Genomic DNA, 21,875 nt, shown 5'->3' on the forward strand with positions numbered 1-21,875 from the left:
ATGAGCCCGCCGCCCGTCCTCACCTCCCCGCTCCTGGACCTGCCCGGCGTCCGGCACGCCTTCTTCACCCGCCGGGGCGGCGTCTCGGAGGGCGTCTACGCGAGCCTCAACGTCGGGGTGGGCTCCAGGGACGATCCGGACGCCGTCCTGGAGAACCGCCGCCGGGCGGCGGATCGCCTGAAGGGGACCCTCGTCACGGCCTACCAGGTCCATTCGGCCACGGCGCTCGTCGCCGACGGCCCCTGGCCGGCCGGGCCGCCTCAGGCCGACGCGGTGGTCAGCGCCACGCCGGGCGTGATCTGCGGCGCATTGTCGGCGGACTGCGCCCCCATCCTGATGGTCGATCCCGACGCCCGCGTCGTGGCCGCGGCTCACGCAGGCTGGAAAGGCGCGCTCACCGGCGTCGCCGAGGCCGCGATCGCCCGGATGGAGGGCCTGGGCGCCCGCCGCGACAACATCCGCGCCGCGGTCGGCCCGTGCATCGGCCCCGAGTCTTACGAGGTGGGCCTGGAGTTCGCACACCGCTTCCTGCAGGCCGACCGCGGCTATGCGAAGTTCTTCCATTCCGGCCGCACGGACGACAAGCGCATGTTCGACCTGCCGGGCTTCGTGCTGGCGCGGCTCAAGGCCGCCGGCGTCCGGAAATGCGAGTGGATTGGCCGCGACACCTGCGCCGAGCCGGACGACTTCTTCTCCAATCGCCGGGCGTTCAGGCAGGACGAACCCGACTACGGCCGCCTTCTCTCGGCGATCGTGCTCGCCTAGGCGTTTTCAGCCAGCCTCCCCCAATTCGCCGCGCAGGCGCTTCATCGCCCCGATGAACGGATGATCGGTCGCCGGCGAGGGCCTTGGCTCAGAGATCAGCTCGGCTCGCAGGCCATCCTCCTCCCAGGTCAGATCGAGGCGCCCCTCCAGCTCGGTGGCCAGGCGGCCCATGAGCCTCGAGCCGAACCCCCGGCGCTGAGGCGGGCTGACCGGAGGACCGCCGGACTCTCGCCAGGTCAGCCGCCAGCCTGCGGGTTGAACCCGGCTCCATTCGACGGCCACCCGGCCCGTCGGGGCGGAAAGCCCCCCCATACTTGAGCGCGTTTGTCGCCAGCTCGTGGAGGATCATGCTCAGGGGCTGCACCTGCTCAGGACGAAGCTCCACCTCGGGGCCGGCCGCGGTCCATTGCTCGCGCGGCGCGGCGGACGACAGCTCCTGGGCCACCACGTCCGCCACCCACCCGCCCTGCCACTGCCTCTGCGACAGCGACGCCTGCGCCCTGGCGAGGGCGTCGATGCGGCCCGAGACCACGGCCTTGAACCTCTGCGGCTCGGCGGCTTCGGTCAGGCGCACCATCGATTGCACGACCGTCAGGGCGTTCCGCGCCCGGTGGTCCACTTCCCGCATCAGCAGGTCGCGGGTCTCTTCGCTGCGGCGCTTCTCGTCCACATCCTGGGCGATCGCCACGAAATGGTCGGGATCCCCGCCGGCCGTCCGCGCGAGGCTCACCGTCAGATCGACCCAGATGCTGCGCCCATCGCTGCGGATATAGCGCTTCTCCATGGTGTAGGAGCCGATCCGGCCGGCCAGGAGATCGCTGAGATGAGCGAGATCGGCGTCGAGGTCCTCGGGATGGGTGATCCGCTGGAAGCCCCCCTTGAGCAGTTCCTCCCGGCGCCAGCCCGCGATCTGGCAGAAGCTCTCGTTCACCTCGAGAAAGGTCCCGTCCAGCGCGACGCGGGCGATCCCGACGGCGGCGTTCTCGAAGATCGAGCGCAGACGCGCCTCGCTGCGGTGGACCTCCTCGAGCAGGCGCGACTGCTGACGCTGGTGTTCCTCCATCCGCACCATGGACGCCATCGCCGCGCGCGCCTCGACCAGGGCGGCGTCGCGCTCGTCGATCCGCGCCTGCATCGCCGCAGTGGACGGAATGGCGATCGCCTTCGGAAGGAGAGGCCATAGGGCGACTGCGGTGACGATAGAGGCGAGAGCGGTCGCGGCCTTGATGAGCGCCTCGATCCCGTAGTCGGGATTCCACAGCGTCCAGACCATCATGAAGTGGGTGACGCCGCACAACATGATGAACAGGACGAACAGCCACACCGCCCATCCGAACCGGACGTCGCGGCGGTGATAGAGGAAGACGCCCAGCGCCAGCGGGATCGAGAAGTAGGCGAGACCGATCAGCACGTCCGAGATGGCGTGGGTCCAGATGAGCTCCGGCCGCCACAGCAGGCAGATCCCGTGGGGGTTCAGCGAGGCCGTTTCGAAGAACGGCCGCAGAGCCTCGATTGGATTGAGCACGCCCCCAGCACCTCCGTTCAGCGAGCGAGGCCAAACCTGCAGCAGACCGGGCCGGCGTCATAGTGCGTAGTCCGCGGATCCGCGACGAGCCCCGCATATGGACTCTGCGGCCGCCGCTGCTACAAGCGCGCGCATCTAGACATATGGGGGTCCGATGAAGCTGCTGGCCGGCAACTCCAACCGCACGTTGGCGCAAGCGGTGGCCTCCCATCTCGACCTGCCGCTGACGCGGGCCCAGGTGAAGCGCTTCCCCGACAACGAGGTGTGGGTCACCATCGACGAGAACGTCCGCGGCGAGGACGTCTTCGTCCTCCAGTCCACGGCCTACCCCGCCAACGACCACCTGATGGAGCTGCTGATCTGCATCGACGCGCTGAAGCGCGCGTCGGCCCGCCGGATCACCGCCGTGATGCCCTACTTCGGCTATGCGCGTCAGGACCGGAAGACCGGCGGCCGCACGCCCATCTCGGCCAAACTCGTGGCGAACCTGATCACCCGCGCCGGCGCCGACCGGGTGCTGACCATGGATCTGCACTCCGGCCAGATCCAGGGCTTCTTCGACATCCCCACCGACAACCTTCAGTCGGCGCCGCTGATGGCGAACGATATCAAGACCAACTACGCCAAGGCCGACGAGCTGCTGATCGTCTCGCCCGACGTGGGCGGCGTGGTCCGGGCCCTGGCCGTCGCCAGCCGCCTGAACGCCGACCTCGCGATCGTCGACAAGCGCCGCTCGGGTCCCGGGAAGTCGGAGGTCGCCAACATCATCGGCGACGTCACCGACCGCCGGCTGATCATCTTCGACGACATCGTCGATTCGGCCGGCACGCTCTGCTCGGCGGCGCAGTCGCTGATGGACGCCGGCGCCGCCGAGGTCTCCGCCTACATCACCCACGGCGTGCTGTCGGGCGCCGCGGCCGAGCGCGTGAAGAACTCGGTGCTGAAGGAGCTGGTCATCACCGACTCCATCGAGGCGTCGGACGAGGTGGCCGGCTGCGGCAAGATCCGCACGGTCAGCTGCGCAGCGCTGATCGGCGAGGCGATCCGCCGCATCGCCAACGAGGAGTCCGTCTCCAAACTCTTCGACTGAGAGAACACGCGCCCCGGTCACGCTTGCTCAGCAAGAATTTACCCTTCAAGGGGCATCGTCGCCGGGGGGCACATGATACGATCCGACCACTCGTAAGAGGGGGAGCCTCCTGATGCCGTCCTTTGTCCAGGCTCGCCGCGCGCTCGCCGCCGCCGCGATCGCCGCCGCCGCCGTCCTGGCCAGCTGCGCCGAGCCACCGCCCGTGATCACGCCGCCGCCGGCTCCGCCACCGGTGGCCCTGTCGCCCAAACTGATCGAACAGGCGGCGGCCTACCGCCGCTATGTGCAGACCGCCTCGGCCATCTCGCCCACCTTCGGCGACGGCGAGGCCGTGGCGCAGGGTGTTCGCACGGGCGCGGCCTACGAGCCGCAGCAGCTGCTGCGCGGGGCGATCGCCTACGGCGCGGTCGTCGCCCTCCAGGATCCTGGCTTCGTGGCCGGCGTGCAGACCTACGCGGCCGACCCGACCCAGCGCCGGACCATCGCCTACGAGATCATGAAGGACCCGGCCTACGTCATCGGCATCCAGGGTTCGGCCGGCGCCGCCGGCATGGTCATGAACGCCTTGGGCGAGGACGGCCGCAAGCTGCTGGCCCAGGGCAAGGCGGTTCGCCAGGCCGCCTACGAGGTGCAGCGCGCCGCCTGGTCGAAGAAGGACGTGGCCGGTCGCGACGCCCGTCTGACGCTGGCCAAGCAGCTTTCGGCGACGCCCGTTCTGGGCGAAGCGGACGAGACCGCGCGCCTGCACCAGGCGGTGAGTCAGCGCGGCGCGCTGGGCCTGACCGGCCAGTCGGCGGCGCCGCCCTACACACCCGTGGTGATCCGTTCGATGGCCGTGGCCGCTCTGGCCACGCTGGGCTTCGCCGAGGACGGCAGCCTTGAGCAGGTGATGCCGATCCTGGCCGACCCCAACGCCACCAGCTGCCTCAACATGTCCAAGCTGAACCTGTACCAGTGCCTGGCCGTCGCCAAGCCGCACTACGAGGACGTGTTCTGCCTCGGCGTGCACAGCCTGATGGACACGGGCCGCTGCGTGATGAAGAGCGCAGGCGTGCCCGAACCCGTCGAAACCCCGACCAAGCTGACGGCCGCTCCGGCCGCGGTCACGCCGGTCAACGCGACCCGTTAGAAGCGCCCGGCGTTCCCCTGTAACTTTAGAGGCCCCGGCCGTTGCGCAGGCCGGGGCTTTTGTGTATCTACGCGCACCTTTCGACCCGCATGGATCACCTGGGGGTTATCCGGAATTCCGTCGCCGCGCGGTTCGCGCGGCGGCTTCGTTTTGAGGCAAGGCCATGGCCGAGATCGTTTTGAACGTTGAAGTGCGCGAGCAGACCGGCACCGGTTCCGCACGCGCCACCCGCCGCTCGGGCCTGGTGCCCGGCGTCCTGTACGGCGGCGACAAGGACCCCGTGGCCATTGCGGTGAAGTCGAACGAGTTCCGCAAGGCGCTCTACACCGGCAAGCTGCTGGGCCACCTGGTGACCCTGAAGTACGGCGCCGAGACCCAGCCGGTCATCGCCAAGGCGGTCGACATGCACCCGGTCACCGACGAGCCGTGGCACTTCGACCTGTACCGCGTCGACGAGCACCAGCAGATCAAGATCGAAGTGCCGGTGCACTTCACCAACCAGGACGAGGCCCCCGGCCTGAAGCGGGGCGGCACGCTGAGCGTGGCCCTGCACACCCTCACCGTCTCCTGCCCGGCCGACCAGATCCCGGAAGAGATCGTGTTCGACCTGACCGGCCTCGACATCGGCGCGACGATCCGCGTCGGCGACCTGAAGCTGCCGGCCGGTGTCACCGCCGCGGTGGACGCCGATGCGCCGGTGGCCTCGCTGGCCGGCGCCATGGCCGAGGTCTCGGAAGAGACCGCTGAAGGCGGCGAAGGCGAAGCGGCCGAGGGCGGCGAGGAGTAGCGCTCCTCGCCCAGGACGGGCGCCGGACGATGCTTCTGATCGCAGGCCTGGGCAATCCTGGCCCGACCTACGCGAAGAACCGCCACAACATCGGCTTCATGGCCGTGGACGAGATTGCGCGCCGCTGGGGCTTCTCAGCGGCGCGTTCGCGTTTCCACAGCCACGCGTCCGAGGGCGCCATCGACACGCCGGACGGTCCTATCCGCGCCCTGATCCTGAAGCCGCAGACCTACTACAACGAGAGCGGCCGCGCCGTGGGCGAGGCCATGAAGTTCTTCAAGCTGAAGCCCGCCGACGTGGTCGTCTTCTACGACGAGATCGACCTCGCCCCGGGCCGCTTCCGGATGAAGACCGGCGGCGGAGCGGCGGGCAACAACGGCATCCGATCCGTGACCAGCCAGATCGGCCCCGACTTCCGGCGCGCGCGTCTGGGCACCGGCCATCCGGGCGACAAGGCCCTGGTGCACGGCCACGTGCTGTCGGACTTCCATAAGGCCGAGATGAAGTGGGTGGAGCCCCTCCTCCAGGCCTGCGCCGACGCCGCGCCGCTCCTGGCCCTCGGCGACGACGAGAAGTACCAGGCCGAGGTCATGCGCCTCGCCCCGGCCGAGAAGTTGGACCCGCGGAAGCTCGCCCGCGGGGAATGACGCATACGGCGACCCGTGCTAGGTCCGCCGCCACTCTAGGATTCCAGAAAGACCCATGGCCCTGAAAGTCGCCATCGTCGGGCTGCCGAACGTCGGCAAGTCGACCCTGTTCAATGCGCTGACCCAGACCGCCGCCGCCCAGGCCGCGAACTATCCGTTCTGCACCATCGAGCCGAACGTCGGCGACGTGGCCGTGCCAGAGCCGCGCCTGGAGAAGCTGGCGGCGATCATCCCGTCCAAGGAGATCATCCCGGCGCGCATGAACTTCGTGGACATCGCCGGCCTCGTGCGCGGCGCGTCCAAGGGCGAAGGCCTGGGCAACCAGTTCCTGGCCAACATCCGGGACTGCGACGCCGTGGCGTTCGTCGCCCGCTGCTTCGTCGACGACGACATCACCCACGTCGAGGGCAAGGTGGATCCGCTGGCCGACCTGGAGACCATCGAGACCGAGCTGATGCTCGCCGACCTCGAGAGCCTGGAGAAGCGCGTCGTCAACCTCGAGAAGCGTGCCAAGACGGGCGACAAGGAAAGCGCCCAGACCCTGCGTCTGGTGCAGGTCGCGCTGGCCGAGCTCAACGCCGGGCGCCCGGCGCGCAAGGCCAAGATCTCGGCCGAGGACGAGAAGGCCTGGCGCATGCTGCAGCTGCTGACCTCCAAGCCGGCCCTCTACGTCTCCAACGTCGACGAGGCCTCGGCCGCGACCGGCAACGAGCTATCGGCCGCCGTGGCCGAGCGGGCCAAGCGCGACGGCGCCGACCATGTGGTCATCTCGGCCCAGATCGAGAGCGAGATCGCCCTTCTCGACCCTGCCGAGCGCACCGAGTTCCTGGAGACGCTCGGCCTCGACGAACCCGGCCTCAACAAGCTCATCCGCGAGGCCTACCACCTGCTGGGCCTGCAGACCTACTTCACGGTAGGCCCCAAGGAGGCCCGCGCCTGGACGATCCACAAGGGCGACACCGCCCCGCAGGCCGCCGGCGTGATCCACACCGACTTCGAGAAGGGTTTCATCCGGGCCGAGACCATCGCCTACGAGGACTATGTGGCCCTCAAGGGCGAGGCCGGGGCGCGCGACGCCGGCAAGCTCCGCTCGGAAGGCAAGGAATATGTCGTCAAGGACGGCGATGTGATGAACTTCCGGTTCAACGTCTAGGGAGCAGGCGGAATGGCGGAGACGATCACCCTCACCGGAAGCGACGGATTCGAGTTCTCCGCCTACCACGAGCCGGCGTTCACGCCGCACAAGGGGGGCGTGATCGTCCTGCAGGAGATCTTCGGCATCGACCGGCATGTCCGGGCCGACGTCGAGCGCTGGGCCAAGATGGGCTACGAGGCCATCGCCCCGGCCCTGTTCGACCGGCTGCAGCGCGACTTCCACGCCGAGCACGACGACGCCGGCATCAAGGCGGGGCTGGAGAAGGCCCGCGCCACGCCCCTGGCCCAGGCGCTGGGCGACATCGGCGCCTGCCGGGACTTCCTCGCCAAGCACGGCGGCAAGGTCTGCGTGGTGGGCTACTGCTACGGCGGCTCGCTGGCGTGGCTCGCCGCCGCCAAGGTCGAGGGCTTGGCGGCCGCCTCCAGCTACTACGGCAGCCTGGTGCAGGCGAACGCCGGCCTGAAGCCGCTGTGTCCGGTCATCGTCCACCTGGGCCGCACCGATCCGGGCATCCCGGCCGACGAGGTCGCCGCCGCGCTCGCCGCCGAGAACCCGGAGGTGCCCGTCCACATCTACGAAGGTGCGGGCCACGGCTTCAACAACGCGAGCCCCGAGCGCTACAACGCCGAGGCCGCCGACCTCGCCCGCCACCGGACCCTGGAACTCTTCGACAAGGCGTAGCGGTCATGGGCGAGACGATCCGACTGAGGAGCCCCCTCGACGGCTTCGAGTTCGACGCCTACCGCGCCCGGCCCGACGACGCCCGGCGCGGCGGCCTGCTGCTGATCCAGGAGATCTTCGGCGTCACCGACCACATCCGCGAACTGGCCGACGGCTTCGCCGCCGACGGCTACGAGGTGATCGCGCCCGCCTTCTTCGATCGGCTGGAGCGCGGGTTCGCCGCCGACTACAGCCCGGACAGCATCCAGAAGGGCGTGGCGCATTCCATCGCCACGCCATGGGCTCAGGTGGCCGCCGACGCCCAGGCCGCCCTGGAGGCGCTGGAGGGCCCGCGCTTCGTGACGGGCTATTGCTGGGGCGGCGCCGCGACGTGGCTGGTCGCCTGCCGCTGCGAGGGGGTGGCCGCCGCCGCTGGCTTCTACGGGCGCCGGATCAGCGAACTCGTGGACGAGACGCCCCGCTGCCCGACCATCCTGCACTTCGGCAAGTCCGACGCCTCGATCCCGATGGAGAAGGTGGACGAGATCCGCGAGAAGCACCCGGAGCTGCCCATCTACCTCTACGACGCGGGCCACGGCTTCGTCTCGGATCGGCGCGCCGACTACCACGAGGACTCCGCCCGACTGGCCCGACTGCGGACCCTGCAGCTCTTCGCCCGCAACGGCGGCGGCAGCGGCCGGGGCGACGCCTAGGGTTCGGCTTCGATCTCGCGCTTCACCTCCGGGTGCCGCTCCAGCACCCGCACCAGCAGCGCCTGGGCGGCCAGGATGCCGATCCCCGCGCCGTAGCCGGAGAAGACGCCCGCCGGATAGCGGCCGCCGTTCGCCGCGCCTGCGATCTGCCAGTACATGAACAACGCGGCGCCCATCAGCAGGGCCACGCCGGTGACCACCGAGCCGGCGGTCTGGCCGAACCCCGCCTTGAAGCTCATCCACACATACCGCGCCAGCGGCCGCCGCACCGCGCCCAGGACCAGCGGCACGCCCATCGAGAGCAGCAGGAAGATCCCCGGCCAGACGAGGGTGCGCTGCACGATCAGCGCCGTCGGGCCCGGCAGCCGGTCGAAGGCGTGCAGCACGGCGCCGGCGTAGATCAGCACCGCCGCGGCGACGGTCATGTCCTGCATGCGGCGGAAGTTGCGCCAGCTGGCCTTCTGAAAGGGCATCGCCGTGATCTTACGCCTGTCGTTGCGGCGCGGGTAAGGCGCCATCCGCACGATGCGGCTATGGTCGGGCGTGACGCGCATCCGACTCATCCTGGCGGTCGCCGCGGCCGCCGCCGCGCCCGCGCTCGCCGCCGCGGGCGAGACCGCCTGCTGGTTCGAGGGCGGCGTCCTGGTCGTTCCGGCCGAGGTTGCGGGCATCGCCGGCGACTACGTGCTCGACACCGGTCAGCCCGTCACCCAGATCCACGACACCAAGGCCCAGGCCGAGGGCGTCGCGACCGAGGGCGTCGAGGCCCCCGCCACAGCGGGTCGGGTGCGCCTGGCGGGCCTTGATCTGCCGCCCCGGACCATCCCCGTCGCCGACCTCGACTGGCGCGGCTGGAACCTGCCGACGCCGATCGTGGGCGTGATCGGGGCCGACGTGCTGCGGGACATGGTCGTCGACGTCACCTTCGCGCCCTGCCGCGTGCGGCTGTCGCGGCCGTCCGATGCGCCGGCCTTCCGAGCTTCCGCCAGCCTGCCGCTCGCCTGGGACGCCGGCCGGCCGGTGATCGCGGCCGAGGTCCGCGACGGCGTCCATGCGGTCCGGGGGCTCTTCTCGCCCGCCACCGGCCAGCCGGCCGCCGTGCGGCTCGCAGACGACGTGGCGGGGGTGGCGAACACCAGCCGCCTGCAGGAACTGCAGCCGACCGGCGTCTGGCTCGCGCGACTGGCCGAGTTGCGCCTCGCCGGTCGCCGGCTGGCGGCGCCGCCGGCCGGCCTGGAACCCGCGCAGGGGCGCCTCGGCGGGACAGATCGGCGCCCCGGCGCTGGCCCGCTTCCGCCTCCGCTTCGACTTTCCGGGCGGCAGGCTGCTGCTGGCGCCGGCCAGATAGCGAAAGGGCCCGCCGGATCGCTCCGGCGGGCCCTTCGTGTCTTCAGGCTGTTCAGGCCGTTCGCGGCCCTAGTGGGCCACGTTGCGCCAGATCCGGCGGTAGCTGAACCACAGCAGCACCGAGAACAGCAGCAGATAGATCATCGCGCCGAAGCCGAACTCCTTGCGCTCCATCATCTTCGGCTCGGCCGCCCAGGTCAGGAACGCGGTGACGTCCTTGGCCTGCTGGTCGACCGTCGATGGCGTGCCGTCGTCGAAGCCGACCTTGTCGGGCGCCAGCTGCGGCGGCATGGCCAGCACGCCGCCCGGAGGCACGTGCTTGGGGTCGCCGCTCCACGCCGCCGTCAGGTCGCCGGGGAAGTACTTGTTGTAGTACTGCCCGGGCTGCACGGCGAGGCCGGCCGGCGGGTTCACGTAGCCCGTCATCAGCGAATAGATGTAACGCGGACCGCCCGAGCGGGCCTTGGCGATCACCGACAGGTCCGGCGGCATGGCGCCGCCGTTCGAGGCGCGCGCGGCGGCCTCGTTCGGGAACGGACGCGGGAAGTGGTCGGCCGTGGTGGCCGGACGCTGGATGGTGTCGCCCGTTTCCGAGTCGATGTCGTTCACCTGCACGTCCGCGGCCAGGGCCTTGACGTACGGGTTGTCGTTCGGGTTCGGGTACTTCGCGTCATAGAAGGGCCCGCCCTTCTCGGCGAGCGTGCGGAAGTAGACCAGGTCCATCGAGTGGCAGGCCGAGCAGACCTCCCGATAGACCTTGTAGCCCCGCTGGAGCTGGGCCTGGTCGAACTTGCCGAAGGGCCCCTCGAAGCCCCAGGTCTGCTGCCGCAGCGGGGCGGGATGGCCGCCGGCCGCCAGGGCGGGGCCGGCGATGAAGGCGAGCCCCAGCGCCGCGAGCGCGATAGGTTTGCGCAGCATCTTCAGGCTCAATCCTTCTTATCGTGGTCCAGGACCGGGGCCGAGATCGACTCCGGCACCGGCAGCGGCTTCTCGACCAGGCCGAGGATCGGCAGGACGATCAGGAAGTAGGCGAAGTAGTAGGCGGTGGCGATCCGGCTCAGCCAGACGAACGAGTTCAGGTCGGCGTCCAGCAGCTGGAACGTGTTGCCGATCGGGATCACGTGGTCGTCGGGCAGCTTGGCGCCGCACAGGCCCAGCACGATGCAGGCCAGCACGAAGATCAGGAAGTAGAGCTTCGCGGTCGGCCGGTAGCGCATCGAGCGCACCTTGGAGGTGTCGAGCCAGGGCAGCACGAACAGCACGCCAATGGCGCCGAACATGGCCAGCACGCCGCCCAGCTTGTCCGGGATCGCGCGCAGGATCGCGTAGAACGGCAGGAAGTACCATTCGGGCACGATGTGGGCCGGCGTCACCAGCGGGTTCGCCGGGATGTAGTTGTCGGCGTGGCCCAGGATGTTCGGGTTGTAGAACACGAAGCTGGCGAACAGGATCAGGAAGACGCTGATCGCGAAGCCGTCCTTCACCGTGTAGTACGGGTGGAAGGGAACGGTGTCCTCCGCGGACTTCACGTTCACGCCGGTCGGGTTGTTGTTGCCCGGCACGTGCAGCGCCCAGATGTGCAGGCCGACGACGCCGGCGATCACAAAGGGCAGCAGGTAGTGCAGCGAGAAGAAGCGGTTCAGCGTCGGATTGTCGACCGCGAAGCCGCCCCACAGCCACGTGGTGATGCTCTCGCCGACGATCGGCAGGGGCGCCCAGCAGGTTGGTGATCACCACCGCGCCATGGAAGGACATCTGGCCCCAGGGCAGCACGTAGCCCATGAAGGCCGTGGCCATCATCAGCAGGTAGATGATGCAGCCCAGGATCCACAGCACCTCGCGCGGCGCCTTGTAGGAGCCGTAGTACAGGTTGCGCAGGATGTGGATGTAGACGGCCACGAAGAACATCGAGGCGCCGTTGGCGTGCATGTAGCGGATCAGCCAACCGTAGTTGACGTCGCGCATGATGCGCTCGACCGAATTGAAGGCGTGGTCGACGTGCGGCACGTAATGCATCACCAGCACGATGCCGGTGACGATCTGGATGCCGAGCATCAGCGCCAGGATGCCGCCGAAGGTCCACCAGTAGTTCAGGTTCTTGGGCGTCGGGAACGCGACCACGCTGTCGTAGGCCAGCCGGATCACCGGCAGGCGCATGTCCATCCAGCGCTCGAAGCCGGTTTTCGGCTCGTAAGTGGAGTGTCCGCTCATCGATATCAGCCGATCTTGACCTTGGTGTCGGAGACGAAGGCGTACTCCGGAACGACGAGGTTCTTCGGCGCCGGGCCCTTACGGATCCGCCCCGAGGTGTCGTAGTGCGAGCCGTGGCAGGGGCAGAACCAGCCGCCGTAGTCGCCGCCGCCGAACGTGGGCACGCAGCCCAGGTGCGTGCAGGTGCCGACCAGCACCAGCCACTCCGGCTTGCCGGGCTTGTGCCGCGCCTCGTCGGGCTCCGGATCCGGCATCGGGGCGCTGTCGTCCTTGATGGCGGCGGCGATCTGCTGCGGCGTGCGGTTGCGCACGAACAGCGGCTTGCCGCGCCACTTCACCACCACCTGCTGGCCCGCGGCGACCTTGGTCAGGTCGAACTCGATCGAGGCCAGGGCGAGGGTGTCGCCCGAGGGGTTCATCTGGTCGACGAGCGGCCAGGCCAGCGCGGCGACCGCGCCGACCGCCGCGGCGCCGGCCGCGATGTGGATGAAGTCGCGACGGTTCGGGTCTTCACCCGAGACGTGCGGATCGGGATTTGCGCCCACGACGGTGTCGGCCACCTTAAAGCTACCCTTCGATGACGGCCCGCCCTGCAGCGACGGACCAGAAGCATTCGGACCTGATAAGGAGGCCCTCTCGAAACCGAGCTCGGGCAGCAGACCGAATTCGCGGCAGGCTTCGTATCTCGCGAAGGCCTGTCCGTGATTCTGTCTTTGCGCCCCGGCCTAGTCCCGTGGCGGGTGCCTTAGAATGCGTTTGGGCCTTTTTCAACCGGACATTCCGCAAAACCTGGGCGCCGCGATCCGGCTGGCAGCCTGCCTGGGCGTCCCCCTGGACGTCATCGAGCCCTGCGGCTTCCCCCTGGACGACCGGTCCATGCGCCGCGCGGCGATGGACTATGCGGGCCGGGCCGAGGTCGTTCGCCACCCCTCATGGAGCCGTTTCACCTCGGCGAAGCAGGGTCGTGTCGTGCTGTTCACCACCCGGGGCGCCACCCCGCTACACGCGTTCGTCTTCGAGCCCTCCGACATCCTGCTGTTCGGCCGGGAAAGCGCCGGCGTCCCCGACGACGTCCACGAGGCCGCCGACGCCCGCGTGATCATTCCGCTGGCTCCGGGGCCCGTTCACTGAACGTCGTCACCGCCGCGACCCTGGCGCTCGGCGAAGGCTTGAGGCAGATCAGGGCCTTCCCGACCCTTCGGACGCCAGACTGACCCGATGCCCGTTTCCGCCGAGATCGAAGCCCGCCGCGTGCGCGCCAAGGAATGGTTCGAGAGCCTGCAGCAGCGCATCTGCGCAGAGCTGGAGCGGCTGGAGGATGAGGCGCCGCCCGAGCTGTTCCCCGGCGACCCCGGACGGTTCGACTTCCGTCCGTGGACCCGCGAGAGCGGTGTCGGCGGCGGCGTCGGCGGCCATTTCAAGGGCCGGCTGTTCGAGAAGGCCGGCGTCCACACCTCGTCGGCCGTGGCGCAGTTCTCGCCCGAGATGGCCGCCCAGATGCCGGCGGCAGACAAGGACCCGTCCTACGTCTCGGCCTCGATCAGCCTGATCGTCCATCCGGTCAGCCCGCGCGTGCCGACGGTGCACATGAACACCCGCTTCCTCTCGACGGCCGTGAGCTGGTTCGGCGGCGGCGCCGACCTGACGCCGATGCTGGACGAACAGAGAAGCCAGGACGCCGACGACGCCCGGCTCTTCCACGCCGCGATGAAGGCCGCGTGCGACGCCTTCGATCCCGAGTACCATCCGAAGTTCAAGGCCTGGTGCGACGAGTATTTCTTCCTGCCGCACCGCAACGAGCACCGCGGCGTCGGCGGCATCTTCTACGACCGCCACGACACCGGCGACTTCGAGAAGGACTTCGCCTTCACCCGCGCCGTCGGCGAGGCCTTCCTGGACGTCTATCCGAAGATCGTCCGTCATCGCATGGTCGAACCCTGGGGCGAGGCCGAGCGGGCCGAACAGCTCGTCCGCCGCGGCCGCTATGTCGAGTTCAACCTGCTCTACGACCGCGGCACCATGTTCGGCCTGAAGGCCGGCGGCAACGTCGAGACGATCCTCTCGTCCATGCCGCCGATGGTGGCCTGGCCTTAGGGGTCCCTACGAGCCCAGAGCGGGTGTCGCGAGCCCGAAGACCAGCGCCGCCAGGGCGCTCGCCGCGATCAGCCAGTAGGCGTTTGGCTTCTTCATTCCGACCCAACCGCCGGGCAGGCGGTTATGTTGCGAGGAAGCGGTTGATCCAGGTCCCGACGCGCACGCGGTCGTCCGGCGCCGCATAGCTGGCGATGGCGGCGTCGGCCTGGGCGTCCGGATAGACGCTGCCGCGCCGGGCATCGATCAGGGCCTTGGCGTAGTCCGGCTCGAACTCGGGATGCAGCTGGATCGAAATCGCCGGCTGGTCGCGCCAGACGAGCGCGCCGAAGGGGGCGAAGTCGGAGCCGGCGAACACCTCGGCGCCCGGCGGCTTCTGCACCACCTGGTCCTGGTGCGAGGCCGGCAGGCGGATCGTCTCGACCCGATCCATCCAGGGCTCCGCAGAGATCACGCCATAGACATGTTCGCCGACGCCCCATCCCTTGTCCGACTTCACCACGCGACCACCGAACGCCTGGGCCATGGCCTGATGGCCGAAGCAGACGCCGACCAGCTTGGCGCGGCCCTTCGCCGCCTGCAGGAAGCCGATCAGCTCCGCGATCCACGGCTCGGCGTCGTAGACCCCGCAGGCCGAGCCCGTCACGATGTAGGCGTCATTGTCCTCGGGCGCGCCCGGCCACTCGCCCTCGTCCGCGGCATAGGTCCGCCAGGCGTAGGTGTCGGCCCCCAGCAGCCGCATGAACATGTCCGGGTAGGTCCCGAATCGCTCGACCGCCGGCTTCGGCGGCCGTCCTGTCTTCAGGATGCCGATCTTCAGGGGGTCAGCCGTCAATAGACCATGCCCTGGACGACCGCCTTGAGCTTCTCGATGGCGCTCAGCCGGTCGTCGAGGAAGTCGTGATCGATCCACCACTCCTCGACCTCGCGCAGGATGCGCCCGACCATCGGGCCCTTCGGCGCGCCGGCCTTGATGACGTCCTCGCCGGTCAGCGGCAGGACCGGGGGCGTCCAACCCTCGGCCAGAGCGATCATCCCCCGCCATTGGGTCGCCTGGGCGGTGCCGGGCGCCGCGGCCCAGGCCAGCTTCGCCCGGTCGCGGAAGACGGATTGCCCCGTGCGATAGACGGCCCGACGGATCTCGCGGGGGCTCATCCAGCTCTTCAGCTCAGGCGTCGGCGCAAGCGCCGCCACGATGCGGTCGCGGTCGGCGTTCGACAGCCGCAGCCGCTCGCCCAGCTTCAGCGCCGCCACCTGGTCGTCCGGAAAGAGGGCGGCCAGCCGCAGAACGGCGTCGGCCTCGAACAGCTGCTCGCTCTCGATCGCCGTCAGGCCGTCGAACCGCCCGAGATTGGCGGGCAGCTCCAGGATCACGCCCAGCACGCCGGCGTCCGCCATCCGGCGCACCGCTGCCCGCGGATCATCCGCCGCCAGCAGCTTCAGCAGCTCTTTCGAGATCCGCTCCGCCGCAAGGTTCCGGACGCCGTCCTTCAGCGCCGCACACGCCGCCACGGCCGCGGCGTCCGGCTCCCCCGGCCGTACCAGGCGTGGAACCGGAAGAACCGGAGGTTGCGCAGGTGGTCCTCGCGCAGCCGCTGCTCGGGCTCGCCCATGAAGATGATCCGCCCGGCCTTGGCGTCGGCTACTCCGTGGCCGCTGGGGTCGTAGATCGAGCCGTCACGGCGCGCATAGAGCGAGTTGACGGTGAAGTCCCGGCGCGCGGCGTCCTCGGCCCAGTCGTCGGTGAAGGCCACCGTGGCGCGGCGGCCGTCGGTGGTCACGTCGCGGCGCAGGGTGGTTATCTCATAGGGGGTGTGGTCGGCGACCGCGGTGACGGTGCCGTGTTCGACGCCGGTCGGCACGGCGCGGATCCCCGCCGCCTCCAGCGCCTTCGTCACCGCCTCCGGCGTCAGGCGGGTGGCGATGTCGACGTCGTCGACCTTCACGCCGATCAGGGTGTTGCGGACGCACCCCCCGACGAAGCGCGCGGAGTCGGGGCCGCCGGCGGCCTCGAGGGCGTCCATCACCCGCACCGCCGACCTGGCCGTCATCCAGGCGGGCTGTCCTACCGTGTCGGTCATCGGTCCTCGTAGCGCCCCTGCGTGACCCGCCCGTCGGGGCCCACCTCGGCGGGAACATAGGTCTGCCCGCGGGTGTCCGGATGGAATATCGCCGTCGCCATCAACGAAAGGGCCACCAGCACCGCGCCCACGGCGAACAGCCAGGGCCACGGCGTCGCGCCCGGCTCGCGGCCGCTTCGCCTCGCCCAGGCCCGCCAGACGAACCACAGGAGAAAGGGCGCCGCCATGAGCGCGCCACGGAGGAGCAGCAGCCTAAGCAAGGGCGGCTCCATACAGCCGATCGTACAACGCCCGCAGGATGCCCGCGGTCGCGCCCCAGATGAAACGCTCCTGGTGGGTCATGGCGTAGAACCGCCGCCGCTCGCCGTTGGGCAGCTCACGCTCGTGCTCCTCGTAGTTGCCGGGGTCCATCAGGAAGCCGAACGGTGTCTCGAAGATGTCGGCCACCTCGTCGGGATTGGGGTTCAGCTCGAAGCCGGGCGCCACGAAGCCGACGACGGGCGTGACCAGGTAGCCGGTGCCGGTCTGGTAGGGCGTCGAAAGGCCCGCCAGGCTGACGAACCTCCGCTCCAGGGCGATCTCCTCCTCCGCTTCGCGCAGGGCCGTTTCCCAGGGCGTCTCGCCCGGGTCCTGGCGCCCTCCCGGCAAGGCGACCTGGCCGGTGTGCCGCCGCAAGGTGTCCGAGCGCCGTGTCAGCAGCACCGTGTATCCCGCCTCCCGTTCCACGAGCCCGATCAGCACCGAGGCCGGCGTCAGGGTCTGGTCGGGTTGCGCCGACCAGCCGCCGGGGGCGAGGTCGTAGTCCGAGCGCCGGCGCAGGCCTGCCACCGGCTCGCCGTCGTGCAGCGGGTCCAGGTGGTCGGCGATCCAGCTCTTCAGGTCACGGGGTTTCGACAGGTCGTTCACGGGCGACCGACCTCGAAGAACTGACCGTTCGAGACCACGCCCAGGGCGCCGTCGCGCTCCTCGGCGACCTCCGCCAGCTCATAGAAGGCGGGCCGCGAGATCAGCGCCTCCAGTCCGCCGCGCACGTGCACATAGGGGCGCGGCTCGCCGCCTTCGCCCATTTCGACGCGGATCGGATGGTCGGGTCCGGCCTCGACCTCGTCGCCGACATTGGTGGTGAACCGCAGCGCGCCGCCGACCCGGTCGACGCGCACGGCGACGAACGGCGCGTCCTCGACGGTGATCTTCAGCTTCTCGACCGGCGTGACCAGCCAGGTCCCGTCCGGGTCCTTGCGCAGGATGGTGGAGAACAGCCGCACCAGCGCTTCGCGCTTGATCTCGCCGCCTTCGTGCACCCACGACCCGTCCTTGCGGATGACGATGTCGATCTGACCCGAGCGCTCCGGGTTCCACAGATGCACCGGCGGCAGGCCGCGCTTCGGCTGCGCGGCCTCAGCCAGCTGGTCGAGGGTGGTCTTGTTGCTCACCTGCGCAAGGTAGGCGCCCCGGGGAGTCGGCTCAACTACCGCGGCCTGACGGGGCCGCTGAGCGTCACCGGGCGGAACGGCAGCATCAGCACCCGCCGCTGCTCCACCGGCCCCGGCATCACCGCCGCGGGCGCCCCCTCGAAGCCGAAGCGCTCGAAATAGGGCGGATCCCCAACCAGCAGCACCGCGGCCTCGCCGGCCGCCTCCGCCGCCGCGCAGGCCTGCGCCACCAGCCGCCCGCCGACGCCGGCGCTCTGCAGGCCGGGTTCCACCGCCAGGGGGCCCAGGAACACCACCGGCGTCTCGCCCACCTTGACGCGCCACATCCGCACGACCCCGGCCAGTCTTCCGTCCTCGAAGGCGCAGAACGACAGCTCGGGCGCGAAGTCGGCGAACTCGCGCACCCGCTCGGACGATTTGGCGAAACGGCCCGGACCAAAGGCGCGGTCCAGCAGGGCCTCGATGGCGGCGGCGTCGCCGGGCGCTTCGTGGACGAGGGAGAGCGTACCGGAGGGAGCGCCGTCGGGCGCGCAGGGCATCACGGACATGATCGGGTCTTCTCGAGAGGGGACGGCGTACGCCGGACGGCTTCAATGCCGGACCGGACCTGGCGGTTCATGCGCGCTCAGGCGCAGGGACGTCGTCGCATCTCGGGGCCTCCTGGCCGCCTCTCGGAGTGCGCGCAAATAGGGCCCGCGCCCGCCGGCGTCAACGCCGTTGCCGCGCCCCCGTTGCGAAGCCCCACGACGCAGGCCAGTGTCGCAGGCTCCGCATGTCCCAGCCCCAAGATGACGACGTCCCCTCCGCCCGCGCGCTCCTCAAGGAGCGCGACTACCTGTCGTTCTGGGGCTCGCGCTGGACCGGCAGCTTCGCCAGCCAGATCCAGTCGGTGGCGATGGGCTGGCACATGTACGTCCTGGCCCGCGAGACCCGCTCGGTCGAGGAGAGCGCCTTCCTGGTCGGCATGATCGGCCTGGCCGCCTTCGTGCCCGTCCTGTTGCTGACGCTGCCGGCCGGCGAGGCCGCCGACCGCTACGACCGCAAGAAGGTGCTGCTGCTCTGCCTCTCGGGCGAGATCGCCAGCGTGCTCACCCTGGCGATCGCCACGGTGAACGGCTGGGCCAGCCCGGCCCTGCTGCTCGGCATCGCCGTTCTGTTCGGCGCCAGCCGGGCGTTCTTCGCGCCGGCCAACACGGCGCTGGGGCCCATGCTGGTGCCGCGCAAGCTGCTGCCCCGGGCCATCGCCTGGAATTCGCTGGCCTGGCAGACCGCCGCGATCGCCGGCCCGGCGGCCGGCGGCTTGCTGCTGATGCACGCGCCCGAGACGGCCTATTTCACCACCTTCGGCCTCTATGGCCTGGCCGCCGTCTTCGTCTTCTCCATCCACGGCAACGCCAAGCCGGACGTGAACCCCGGCAGCCGCTGGCAGCTGATGAAGGAGGGGCTGGCCTATGTCTGGCGTCAGAAGATCGTCTTCGGCGCCATCAGCCTCGATCTCTTCGCCGTCCTCCTGGGCGGGGCCACCGCCCTCCTGCCGGTGTTCGCCCGCGACGTCCTGCACGTGGGCCCGCAGGGCTTCGGCATCCTGCGCGCCGGGCCGGCCATCGGAGCCACGCTGGTGGCGCTGTGGCTCGCGGCCAACCCGATCCGCCGCAAGGCGGGCCTCTTCATGTTCGCGGGCGTCGCCCTGTTCGGCGCCGCCACCATCGTCTTCGGCCTTTCCAAGACGCTGTGGCTCTCGGTGGCCGCCCTCGCCGTGCTCGGCGGCGCCGACATGCTCAGCGTCTACATCCGCCAGACGCTCGTCCAGCTCGTGACCCCGGACGCCATGCGGGGCCGCGTCGCCGCCGTCTCCTCGGTGTTCATCGGCGCGTCCAACGAGCTCGGCGAGTTCGAGAGCGGCGTCGTCGCCCGCTGGCTGGGCCCCATCGGCGCCGCCATCTTCGGCGGCGTGGGCGCGCTGACCGTCACCGCGCTGTGGGCCCGCCTCTTCCCCGACTTGCGCCGCGCCGACCGGCTTGAATAGGCTCCGTCCCCATAAATTCAGCGAGATTTATGGGAGGATTTCATGGGCGTGTTGGAAGGCAAGGTCGTCCTGGTCACGGGCGGCGGAAACGGCATCGGCCGCGACTGCGCGCTGATCGCGGCGGCCGAGGGCGCAAGGGTGCTGGTCAACGACCTGGGCGCCGGGTTGAAGGGCGACGACGAAGGCTCCGCCAGTCCCGCCGAGGAGGTCGCCCGCCTCATCCGCGAGCGCGGCGGCGAGGCCGCCTCCAACTCCGACAGCGTCACCAGCTACCGCGCCGTGCAGGGCATGGTCGAGCAGGCGCTCGACACCTTCGGCGCCCTGCACGCCGTCATCAACCCGGCCGGGATCCTGCGCGACGTGATGTTCCACAAGATGACCGAGGACGACTGGGACAAGGTCATCGACGTCCACATGCGCGGCTCGTTCAACGTGGCGCGGGCCACCATCGAGCTGTTCCGCAACCAGCAGGACGGCGCCTACATGTTCTTCACGTCCACCTCGGGCCTCTACGGCAACATCGGCCAGGCCAATTACGGCGCGGCCAAGATGGGGATCGCCGGGCTCTCGCGGATCATCGCGATGGAGGGCGCCCGCAACAACGTCCGCGCCAACTGCATCGCCCCCGTCGCGTGGACGCGCATGACCCAGTCGGTGCCGATCCGCGACGAGGCGCACGCCGCCCGCCGGGCGGCCATGGCCGAGAAGATCCGCCCGGACCAGCCGGCCCGCTTCTCGGTCGCCCTCGTCAGCCCCGCGGCCCACGTCTCGGGACAGGTGTTCGGGGTCTCGGGCGAGACCATCCATCTCTATTCCCAGCCGCGCCCGATCGAGACCTGCACGAAGCCCGAGGGCGAGGCCTGGACGGTGGAGACCATCCTCTCCGAGGCGGTGCCGCAGATGGCCGGCAAGTTCTACGACCTCGGCGGGGCCGGCGCGCCGCCGCCGAAGAAGGTCGAGCCCGCCTGACGGTCAGCCGGCTCAGCGCACCCAGCGGCCGCGGCGCTCGTCCCAGTAGCCGTAGCGGCGATCCACCGGATAGCCGCTGAAGCCGTAGCCGCACGGGTCGTCGCGCTTGGCCAGCTGGTTGCCGATCACGCCGCCCGCCACAGCCCCGATGGCCGCGCCGGTCGCGTCGTCGCGGGCGATCGCCGCGCCGGCCGCGCCGCCCAGCACCGCGCCCGCCGCCGTCGCCGCGGCGCGGTTGCGCTCGTAGTCGCGTTCGCACGCCGAGGCGTAGCGGTCGCCGTAGCCGGTGCTCGCGCAGCCGCCCAGCACCATCACCAGGGCGCCTCCCGCGCCGATCATCATCGTCTTCTTCACTGTCCAGCTCCTTATGTCGGGCGTCGGACAAACGCCGGGCCGGCGCGGCCGTTCCGGCGGCGGGAGGCTGTCAAATGATGAGCACTGGAACGCCCCGCCCGGCCTCCCGTTCGCCGCAAGCCCGACAACAGACGCCACACCAGACAGGAGCCGCCGCCATGGTCGTCCGCCAGGAAAAGCCGATGAACGCCGCCGGCCAGGCGCCGAAGGGCCGCCTCACCTGGATGGCCATCGCCGGCATGGCGGTGTTCGCCATCCTGCTGGTGTTCCTGTTCGTGAAGCCCGGAACCGACGAGCGCAGCGGCGCAGGGACCGAACCCCCGGCCGCCCAGGGCGCCCCCACCGACGCCTCGCCGCCGCCGGGTTCGCAGCCGGCAGGCTAGCCGCCGCCCCGCTCGCGCGTCATCTCGACCATCGTCCGCCGGAAGCCCACGCGCTCGAACAGCCGCTGCGCCGCTGCGTTCTGCGTCGCGGAGAACAGCACCACCTGCGGCGCACCCAGCGCCTCCAGCCGTGCGATCAGGCCCTCGACCAGCCGCCGCCCGACGCCGTGCGCGCGCGCCGCGGGGTCGACCACCAGGTCGTAGATGACGCCGGCCGGCCCCCGCAGCGCCAGCCAGTCCATTCCCTCCAGCGCCCCGTAGGCATAGCCCACCACCCGGTCCTCCGCGTCCGCCGCCGTCAGCACGACGACGTCCGGCTTTGCCAGTTCGCCCACCAGGAAGTCCCCATAGCCGCGCGCGGCGTCCGGGCCCGGCGCGATGAACCGTCGGGGGTCGAACGCATGATGCTGGGCCACCAGCAGGGCGCCCAGTTCGCCGAGCTCACGGATGTCGGCCGGCGTCGCCGGTCGCAGCTGGATGTCGGAAATTTCCATGGCGCCCGGTCGCC

Annotated in this window: 25 protein-coding genes and 2 pseudogenes; 13 read left to right on the forward strand and 14 right to left on the reverse strand. The window is 70.2% G+C overall.

All coding sequences use genetic code 11. The features are described from left to right. The gene (gene pgeF, locus LRS10_RS02980) at window positions 1-765 is read left to right on the forward strand and encodes a peptidoglycan editing factor PgeF (protein WP_257835945.1); all 765 of its coding nucleotides are present in this window, start codon (window positions 1-3) and stop codon (window positions 763-765) included. A gap of 88 nt (window positions 766-853) precedes the next feature. Here pgeF and LRS10_RS02985 read toward each other — a convergent pair whose 3' ends face one another. Next, window positions 854-2,290 (reverse strand): sensor histidine kinase, encoded by a 1,437-nt coding sequence (locus LRS10_RS02985; RefSeq protein ID WP_257835946.1) that lies wholly within the window; start codon window positions 2,288-2,290, stop codon window positions 854-856. A gap of 154 nt (window positions 2,291-2,444) precedes the next feature. Between LRS10_RS02985 and LRS10_RS02990 the strand changes: the two genes are divergently transcribed. From LRS10_RS02990 to LRS10_RS03020, 7 genes are all read left to right on the forward strand, one after another. After that, on the forward strand, window positions 2,445-3,380 hold the full coding sequence (locus tag LRS10_RS02990) for a ribose-phosphate pyrophosphokinase (protein WP_257835947.1): 936 nt from the start codon (window positions 2,445-2,447) through the stop codon (window positions 3,378-3,380). Window positions 3,381-3,492: 112 nt separating this feature from the next. Further along, the gene (locus LRS10_RS02995) at window positions 3,493-4,509 is read left to right on the forward strand and encodes a hypothetical protein (RefSeq protein ID WP_257835948.1); all 1,017 of its coding nucleotides are present in this window, start codon (window positions 3,493-3,495) and stop codon (window positions 4,507-4,509) included. A 163-nt stretch (window positions 4,510-4,672) separates the two neighbouring features. Continuing rightward, window positions 4,673-5,296, forward strand: coding sequence for a 50S ribosomal protein L25/general stress protein Ctc (locus LRS10_RS03000; RefSeq protein ID WP_257835949.1), 624 nt, complete (start codon window positions 4,673-4,675; stop codon window positions 5,294-5,296). 29 nt (window positions 5,297-5,325) lie between these two features. Beyond that, a complete protein-coding gene (gene pth, locus LRS10_RS03005) occupies window positions 5,326-5,943 on the forward strand; it encodes an aminoacyl-tRNA hydrolase (protein WP_257835950.1) in 618 nt (205 codons plus the stop codon). A gap of 55 nt (window positions 5,944-5,998) precedes the next feature. Next, window positions 5,999-7,096 (forward strand): redox-regulated ATPase YchF, encoded by a 1,098-nt coding sequence (ychF, locus tag LRS10_RS03010; protein ID WP_257835951.1) that lies wholly within the window; start codon window positions 5,999-6,001, stop codon window positions 7,094-7,096. A gap of 12 nt (window positions 7,097-7,108) precedes the next feature. Next, a complete protein-coding gene (locus tag LRS10_RS03015; protein WP_257835952.1) occupies window positions 7,109-7,780 on the forward strand; it encodes a dienelactone hydrolase family protein in 672 nt (223 codons plus the stop codon). A 5-nt stretch (window positions 7,781-7,785) separates the two neighbouring features. Next, entirely contained in the window at window positions 7,786-8,472 is a 687-nt protein-coding gene (locus LRS10_RS03020; protein WP_257835953.1) for a dienelactone hydrolase family protein, read from the forward strand. Here LRS10_RS03020 and LRS10_RS03025 read toward each other — a convergent pair. From LRS10_RS03025 to petA, 5 genes and pseudogenes are all read right to left on the reverse strand, one after another. Beyond that, complete coding sequence (locus LRS10_RS03025) at window positions 8,469-9,026, reverse strand: hypothetical protein (protein WP_257835954.1); 558 nt, start codon at window positions 9,024-9,026, stop codon at window positions 8,469-8,471. The two genes, LRS10_RS03020 and LRS10_RS03025, sit on opposite strands and share 4 nt — an antisense overlap. Beyond that, window positions 9,004-9,525, reverse strand: a complete 522-nt coding sequence (locus LRS10_RS03030) for a hypothetical protein (protein WP_257835955.1) — start codon at window positions 9,523-9,525, stop codon at window positions 9,004-9,006. The genes LRS10_RS03025 and LRS10_RS03030 overlap by 23 nt, the downstream gene beginning before the upstream one ends. A gap of 363 nt (window positions 9,526-9,888) precedes the next feature. Further along, a complete protein-coding gene (locus LRS10_RS03035; protein WP_257835956.1) occupies window positions 9,889-10,737 on the reverse strand; it encodes a cytochrome c1 in 849 nt (282 codons plus the stop codon). A gap of 8 nt (window positions 10,738-10,745) precedes the next feature. Then, a pseudogene (locus LRS10_RS03040) lies at window positions 10,746-12,030 on the reverse strand (cytochrome bc complex cytochrome b subunit). Between the two features lie 5 nt (window positions 12,031-12,035). Next, window positions 12,036-12,590: a ubiquinol-cytochrome c reductase iron-sulfur subunit gene (gene petA, locus LRS10_RS03045; RefSeq protein WP_257835957.1), complete on the reverse strand. Its 555-nt coding sequence runs from the start codon at window positions 12,588-12,590 to the stop codon at window positions 12,036-12,038. A gap of 190 nt (window positions 12,591-12,780) precedes the next feature. Here petA and LRS10_RS03050 point away from each other — a divergent pair, with 190 nt between their 5' ends. Both LRS10_RS03050 and hemF read left to right on the forward strand, forming a co-directional pair. Beyond that, the gene (locus LRS10_RS03050) at window positions 12,781-13,161 is read left to right on the forward strand and encodes a TrmH family RNA methyltransferase (protein WP_308237899.1); all 381 of its coding nucleotides are present in this window, start codon (window positions 12,781-12,783) and stop codon (window positions 13,159-13,161) included. 87 nt (window positions 13,162-13,248) lie between these two features. Then, window positions 13,249-14,124 (forward strand): oxygen-dependent coproporphyrinogen oxidase, encoded by an 876-nt coding sequence (gene hemF / locus LRS10_RS03055; protein ID WP_257835958.1) that lies wholly within the window; start codon window positions 13,249-13,251, stop codon window positions 14,122-14,124. A 121-nt stretch (window positions 14,125-14,245) separates the two neighbouring features. Here the strand turns inward: hemF and LRS10_RS03060 are convergent, their stop codons facing one another. The 6 genes and pseudogenes from LRS10_RS03060 to LRS10_RS03085 form a co-directional block, all read right to left on the reverse strand. Continuing rightward, complete coding sequence (locus LRS10_RS03060; RefSeq protein WP_257835959.1) at window positions 14,246-14,956, reverse strand: type 1 glutamine amidotransferase; 711 nt, start codon at window positions 14,954-14,956, stop codon at window positions 14,246-14,248. After that, window positions 14,953-16,202: pseudogene (locus tag LRS10_RS24855) on the reverse strand (CCA tRNA nucleotidyltransferase). The gene LRS10_RS03060 and the pseudogene LRS10_RS24855 overlap by 4 nt, the downstream one beginning before the upstream one ends. Continuing rightward, window positions 16,199-16,462: a hypothetical protein gene (locus LRS10_RS03070; protein WP_257835960.1), complete on the reverse strand. Its 264-nt coding sequence runs from the start codon at window positions 16,460-16,462 to the stop codon at window positions 16,199-16,201. The pseudogene LRS10_RS24855 and the gene LRS10_RS03070 overlap by 4 nt, the downstream one beginning before the upstream one ends. Then, window positions 16,455-17,108, reverse strand: coding sequence for a CoA pyrophosphatase (locus LRS10_RS03075; RefSeq protein WP_374569452.1), 654 nt, complete (start codon window positions 17,106-17,108; stop codon window positions 16,455-16,457). Before LRS10_RS03075 ends, LRS10_RS03070 begins: the two co-directional genes overlap by 8 nt. Next, complete coding sequence (locus LRS10_RS03080) at window positions 17,105-17,635, reverse strand: DUF1285 domain-containing protein (RefSeq protein ID WP_257835961.1); 531 nt, start codon at window positions 17,633-17,635, stop codon at window positions 17,105-17,107. Before LRS10_RS03080 ends, LRS10_RS03075 begins: the two co-directional genes overlap by 4 nt. 35 nt (window positions 17,636-17,670) lie before the next feature. Beyond that, the gene (locus LRS10_RS03085; RefSeq protein WP_257835962.1) at window positions 17,671-18,183 is read right to left on the reverse strand and encodes a GNAT family N-acetyltransferase; all 513 of its coding nucleotides are present in this window, start codon (window positions 18,181-18,183) and stop codon (window positions 17,671-17,673) included. 224 nt (window positions 18,184-18,407) lie between these two features. Here LRS10_RS03085 and LRS10_RS03090 point away from each other — a divergent pair, with 224 nt between their 5' ends. Then, complete coding sequence (locus tag LRS10_RS03090) at window positions 18,408-19,661, forward strand: MFS transporter (RefSeq protein WP_257835963.1); 1,254 nt, start codon at window positions 18,408-18,410, stop codon at window positions 19,659-19,661. A gap of 42 nt (window positions 19,662-19,703) precedes the next feature. Further along, window positions 19,704-20,630 (forward strand): SDR family NAD(P)-dependent oxidoreductase, encoded by a 927-nt coding sequence (locus LRS10_RS03095; protein ID WP_257835964.1) that lies wholly within the window; start codon window positions 19,704-19,706, stop codon window positions 20,628-20,630. 12 nt (window positions 20,631-20,642) lie between these two features. Here LRS10_RS03095 and LRS10_RS03100 read toward each other — a convergent pair whose 3' ends face one another. Further along, on the reverse strand, window positions 20,643-20,984 hold the full coding sequence (locus LRS10_RS03100; protein WP_257835965.1) for a glycine zipper 2TM domain-containing protein: 342 nt from the start codon (window positions 20,982-20,984) through the stop codon (window positions 20,643-20,645). Between the two features lie 158 nt (window positions 20,985-21,142). On the opposite strand from LRS10_RS03100, the gene LRS10_RS03105 reads away from it, so the two are divergent. Beyond that, window positions 21,143-21,367, forward strand: coding sequence for a hypothetical protein (locus tag LRS10_RS03105; protein ID WP_257835966.1), 225 nt, complete (start codon window positions 21,143-21,145; stop codon window positions 21,365-21,367). Here LRS10_RS03105 and LRS10_RS03110 read toward each other — a convergent pair. Continuing rightward, window positions 21,364-21,861: a GNAT family N-acetyltransferase gene (locus tag LRS10_RS03110; protein ID WP_257835967.1), complete on the reverse strand. Its 498-nt coding sequence runs from the start codon at window positions 21,859-21,861 to the stop codon at window positions 21,364-21,366. The genes LRS10_RS03105 and LRS10_RS03110 overlap by 4 nt on opposite strands. Between the last annotated feature and the right edge of the window lie 14 nt (window positions 21,862-21,875).

The sequence above is a fragment of the Phenylobacterium sp. J426 genome, from assembly GCF_024699945.1.
In the GTDB taxonomy this organism is placed as follows: domain Bacteria; phylum Pseudomonadota; class Alphaproteobacteria; order Caulobacterales; family Caulobacteraceae; genus Phenylobacterium.

Bases quoted from the DNA above. Each gene is read 5' to 3' on its own strand.
- pgeF (WP_257835945.1), top strand. From the start codon at position 1: ATGAGCCCGCCGCCCGTCCTCACCTCCCCGCTCCTGGACCTGCCCGGC.
- LRS10_RS02990 (WP_257835947.1), top strand. From the start codon at position 2,445: ATGAAGCTGCTGGCCGGCAACTCCAACCGCACGTTGGCGCAAGCGGTG.
- LRS10_RS02995 (WP_257835948.1), top strand. From the start codon at position 3,493: ATGCCGTCCTTTGTCCAGGCTCGCCGCGCGCTCGCCGCCGCCGCGATC.
- LRS10_RS03000 (WP_257835949.1), top strand. From the start codon at position 4,673: ATGGCCGAGATCGTTTTGAACGTTGAAGTGCGCGAGCAGACCGGCACC.
- pth (WP_257835950.1), top strand. From the start codon at position 5,326: ATGCTTCTGATCGCAGGCCTGGGCAATCCTGGCCCGACCTACGCGAAG.
- ychF (WP_257835951.1), top strand. From the start codon at position 5,999: ATGGCCCTGAAAGTCGCCATCGTCGGGCTGCCGAACGTCGGCAAGTCG.
- LRS10_RS03015 (WP_257835952.1), top strand. From the start codon at position 7,109: ATGGCGGAGACGATCACCCTCACCGGAAGCGACGGATTCGAGTTCTCC.
- LRS10_RS03020 (WP_257835953.1), top strand. From the start codon at position 7,786: ATGGGCGAGACGATCCGACTGAGGAGCCCCCTCGACGGCTTCGAGTTC.
- LRS10_RS03025 (WP_257835954.1), bottom strand. From the start codon at position 9,026: ATGCGCGTCACGCCCGACCATAGCCGCATCGTGCGGATGGCGCCTTAC.
- LRS10_RS03030 (WP_257835955.1), bottom strand. From the start codon at position 9,525: ATGGACGCCGTCGCGGACCTCGGCCGCGATCACCGGCCGGCCGGCGTC.
- LRS10_RS03035 (WP_257835956.1), bottom strand. From the start codon at position 10,737: ATGCTGCGCAAACCTATCGCGCTCGCGGCGCTGGGGCTCGCCTTCATC.
- LRS10_RS03050 (WP_308237899.1), top strand. From the start codon at position 12,781: ATGCGTTTGGGCCTTTTTCAACCGGACATTCCGCAAAACCTGGGCGCC.
- hemF (WP_257835958.1), top strand. From the start codon at position 13,249: ATGCCCGTTTCCGCCGAGATCGAAGCCCGCCGCGTGCGCGCCAAGGAA.
- LRS10_RS03085 (WP_257835962.1), bottom strand. From the start codon at position 18,183: ATGTCCGTGATGCCCTGCGCGCCCGACGGCGCTCCCTCCGGTACGCTC.
- LRS10_RS03090 (WP_257835963.1), top strand. From the start codon at position 18,408: ATGTCCCAGCCCCAAGATGACGACGTCCCCTCCGCCCGCGCGCTCCTC.
- LRS10_RS03095 (WP_257835964.1), top strand. From the start codon at position 19,704: ATGGGCGTGTTGGAAGGCAAGGTCGTCCTGGTCACGGGCGGCGGAAAC.
- LRS10_RS03105 (WP_257835966.1), top strand. From the start codon at position 21,143: ATGGTCGTCCGCCAGGAAAAGCCGATGAACGCCGCCGGCCAGGCGCCG.
- LRS10_RS03110 (WP_257835967.1), bottom strand. From the start codon at position 21,861: ATGGAAATTTCCGACATCCAGCTGCGACCGGCGACGCCGGCCGACATC.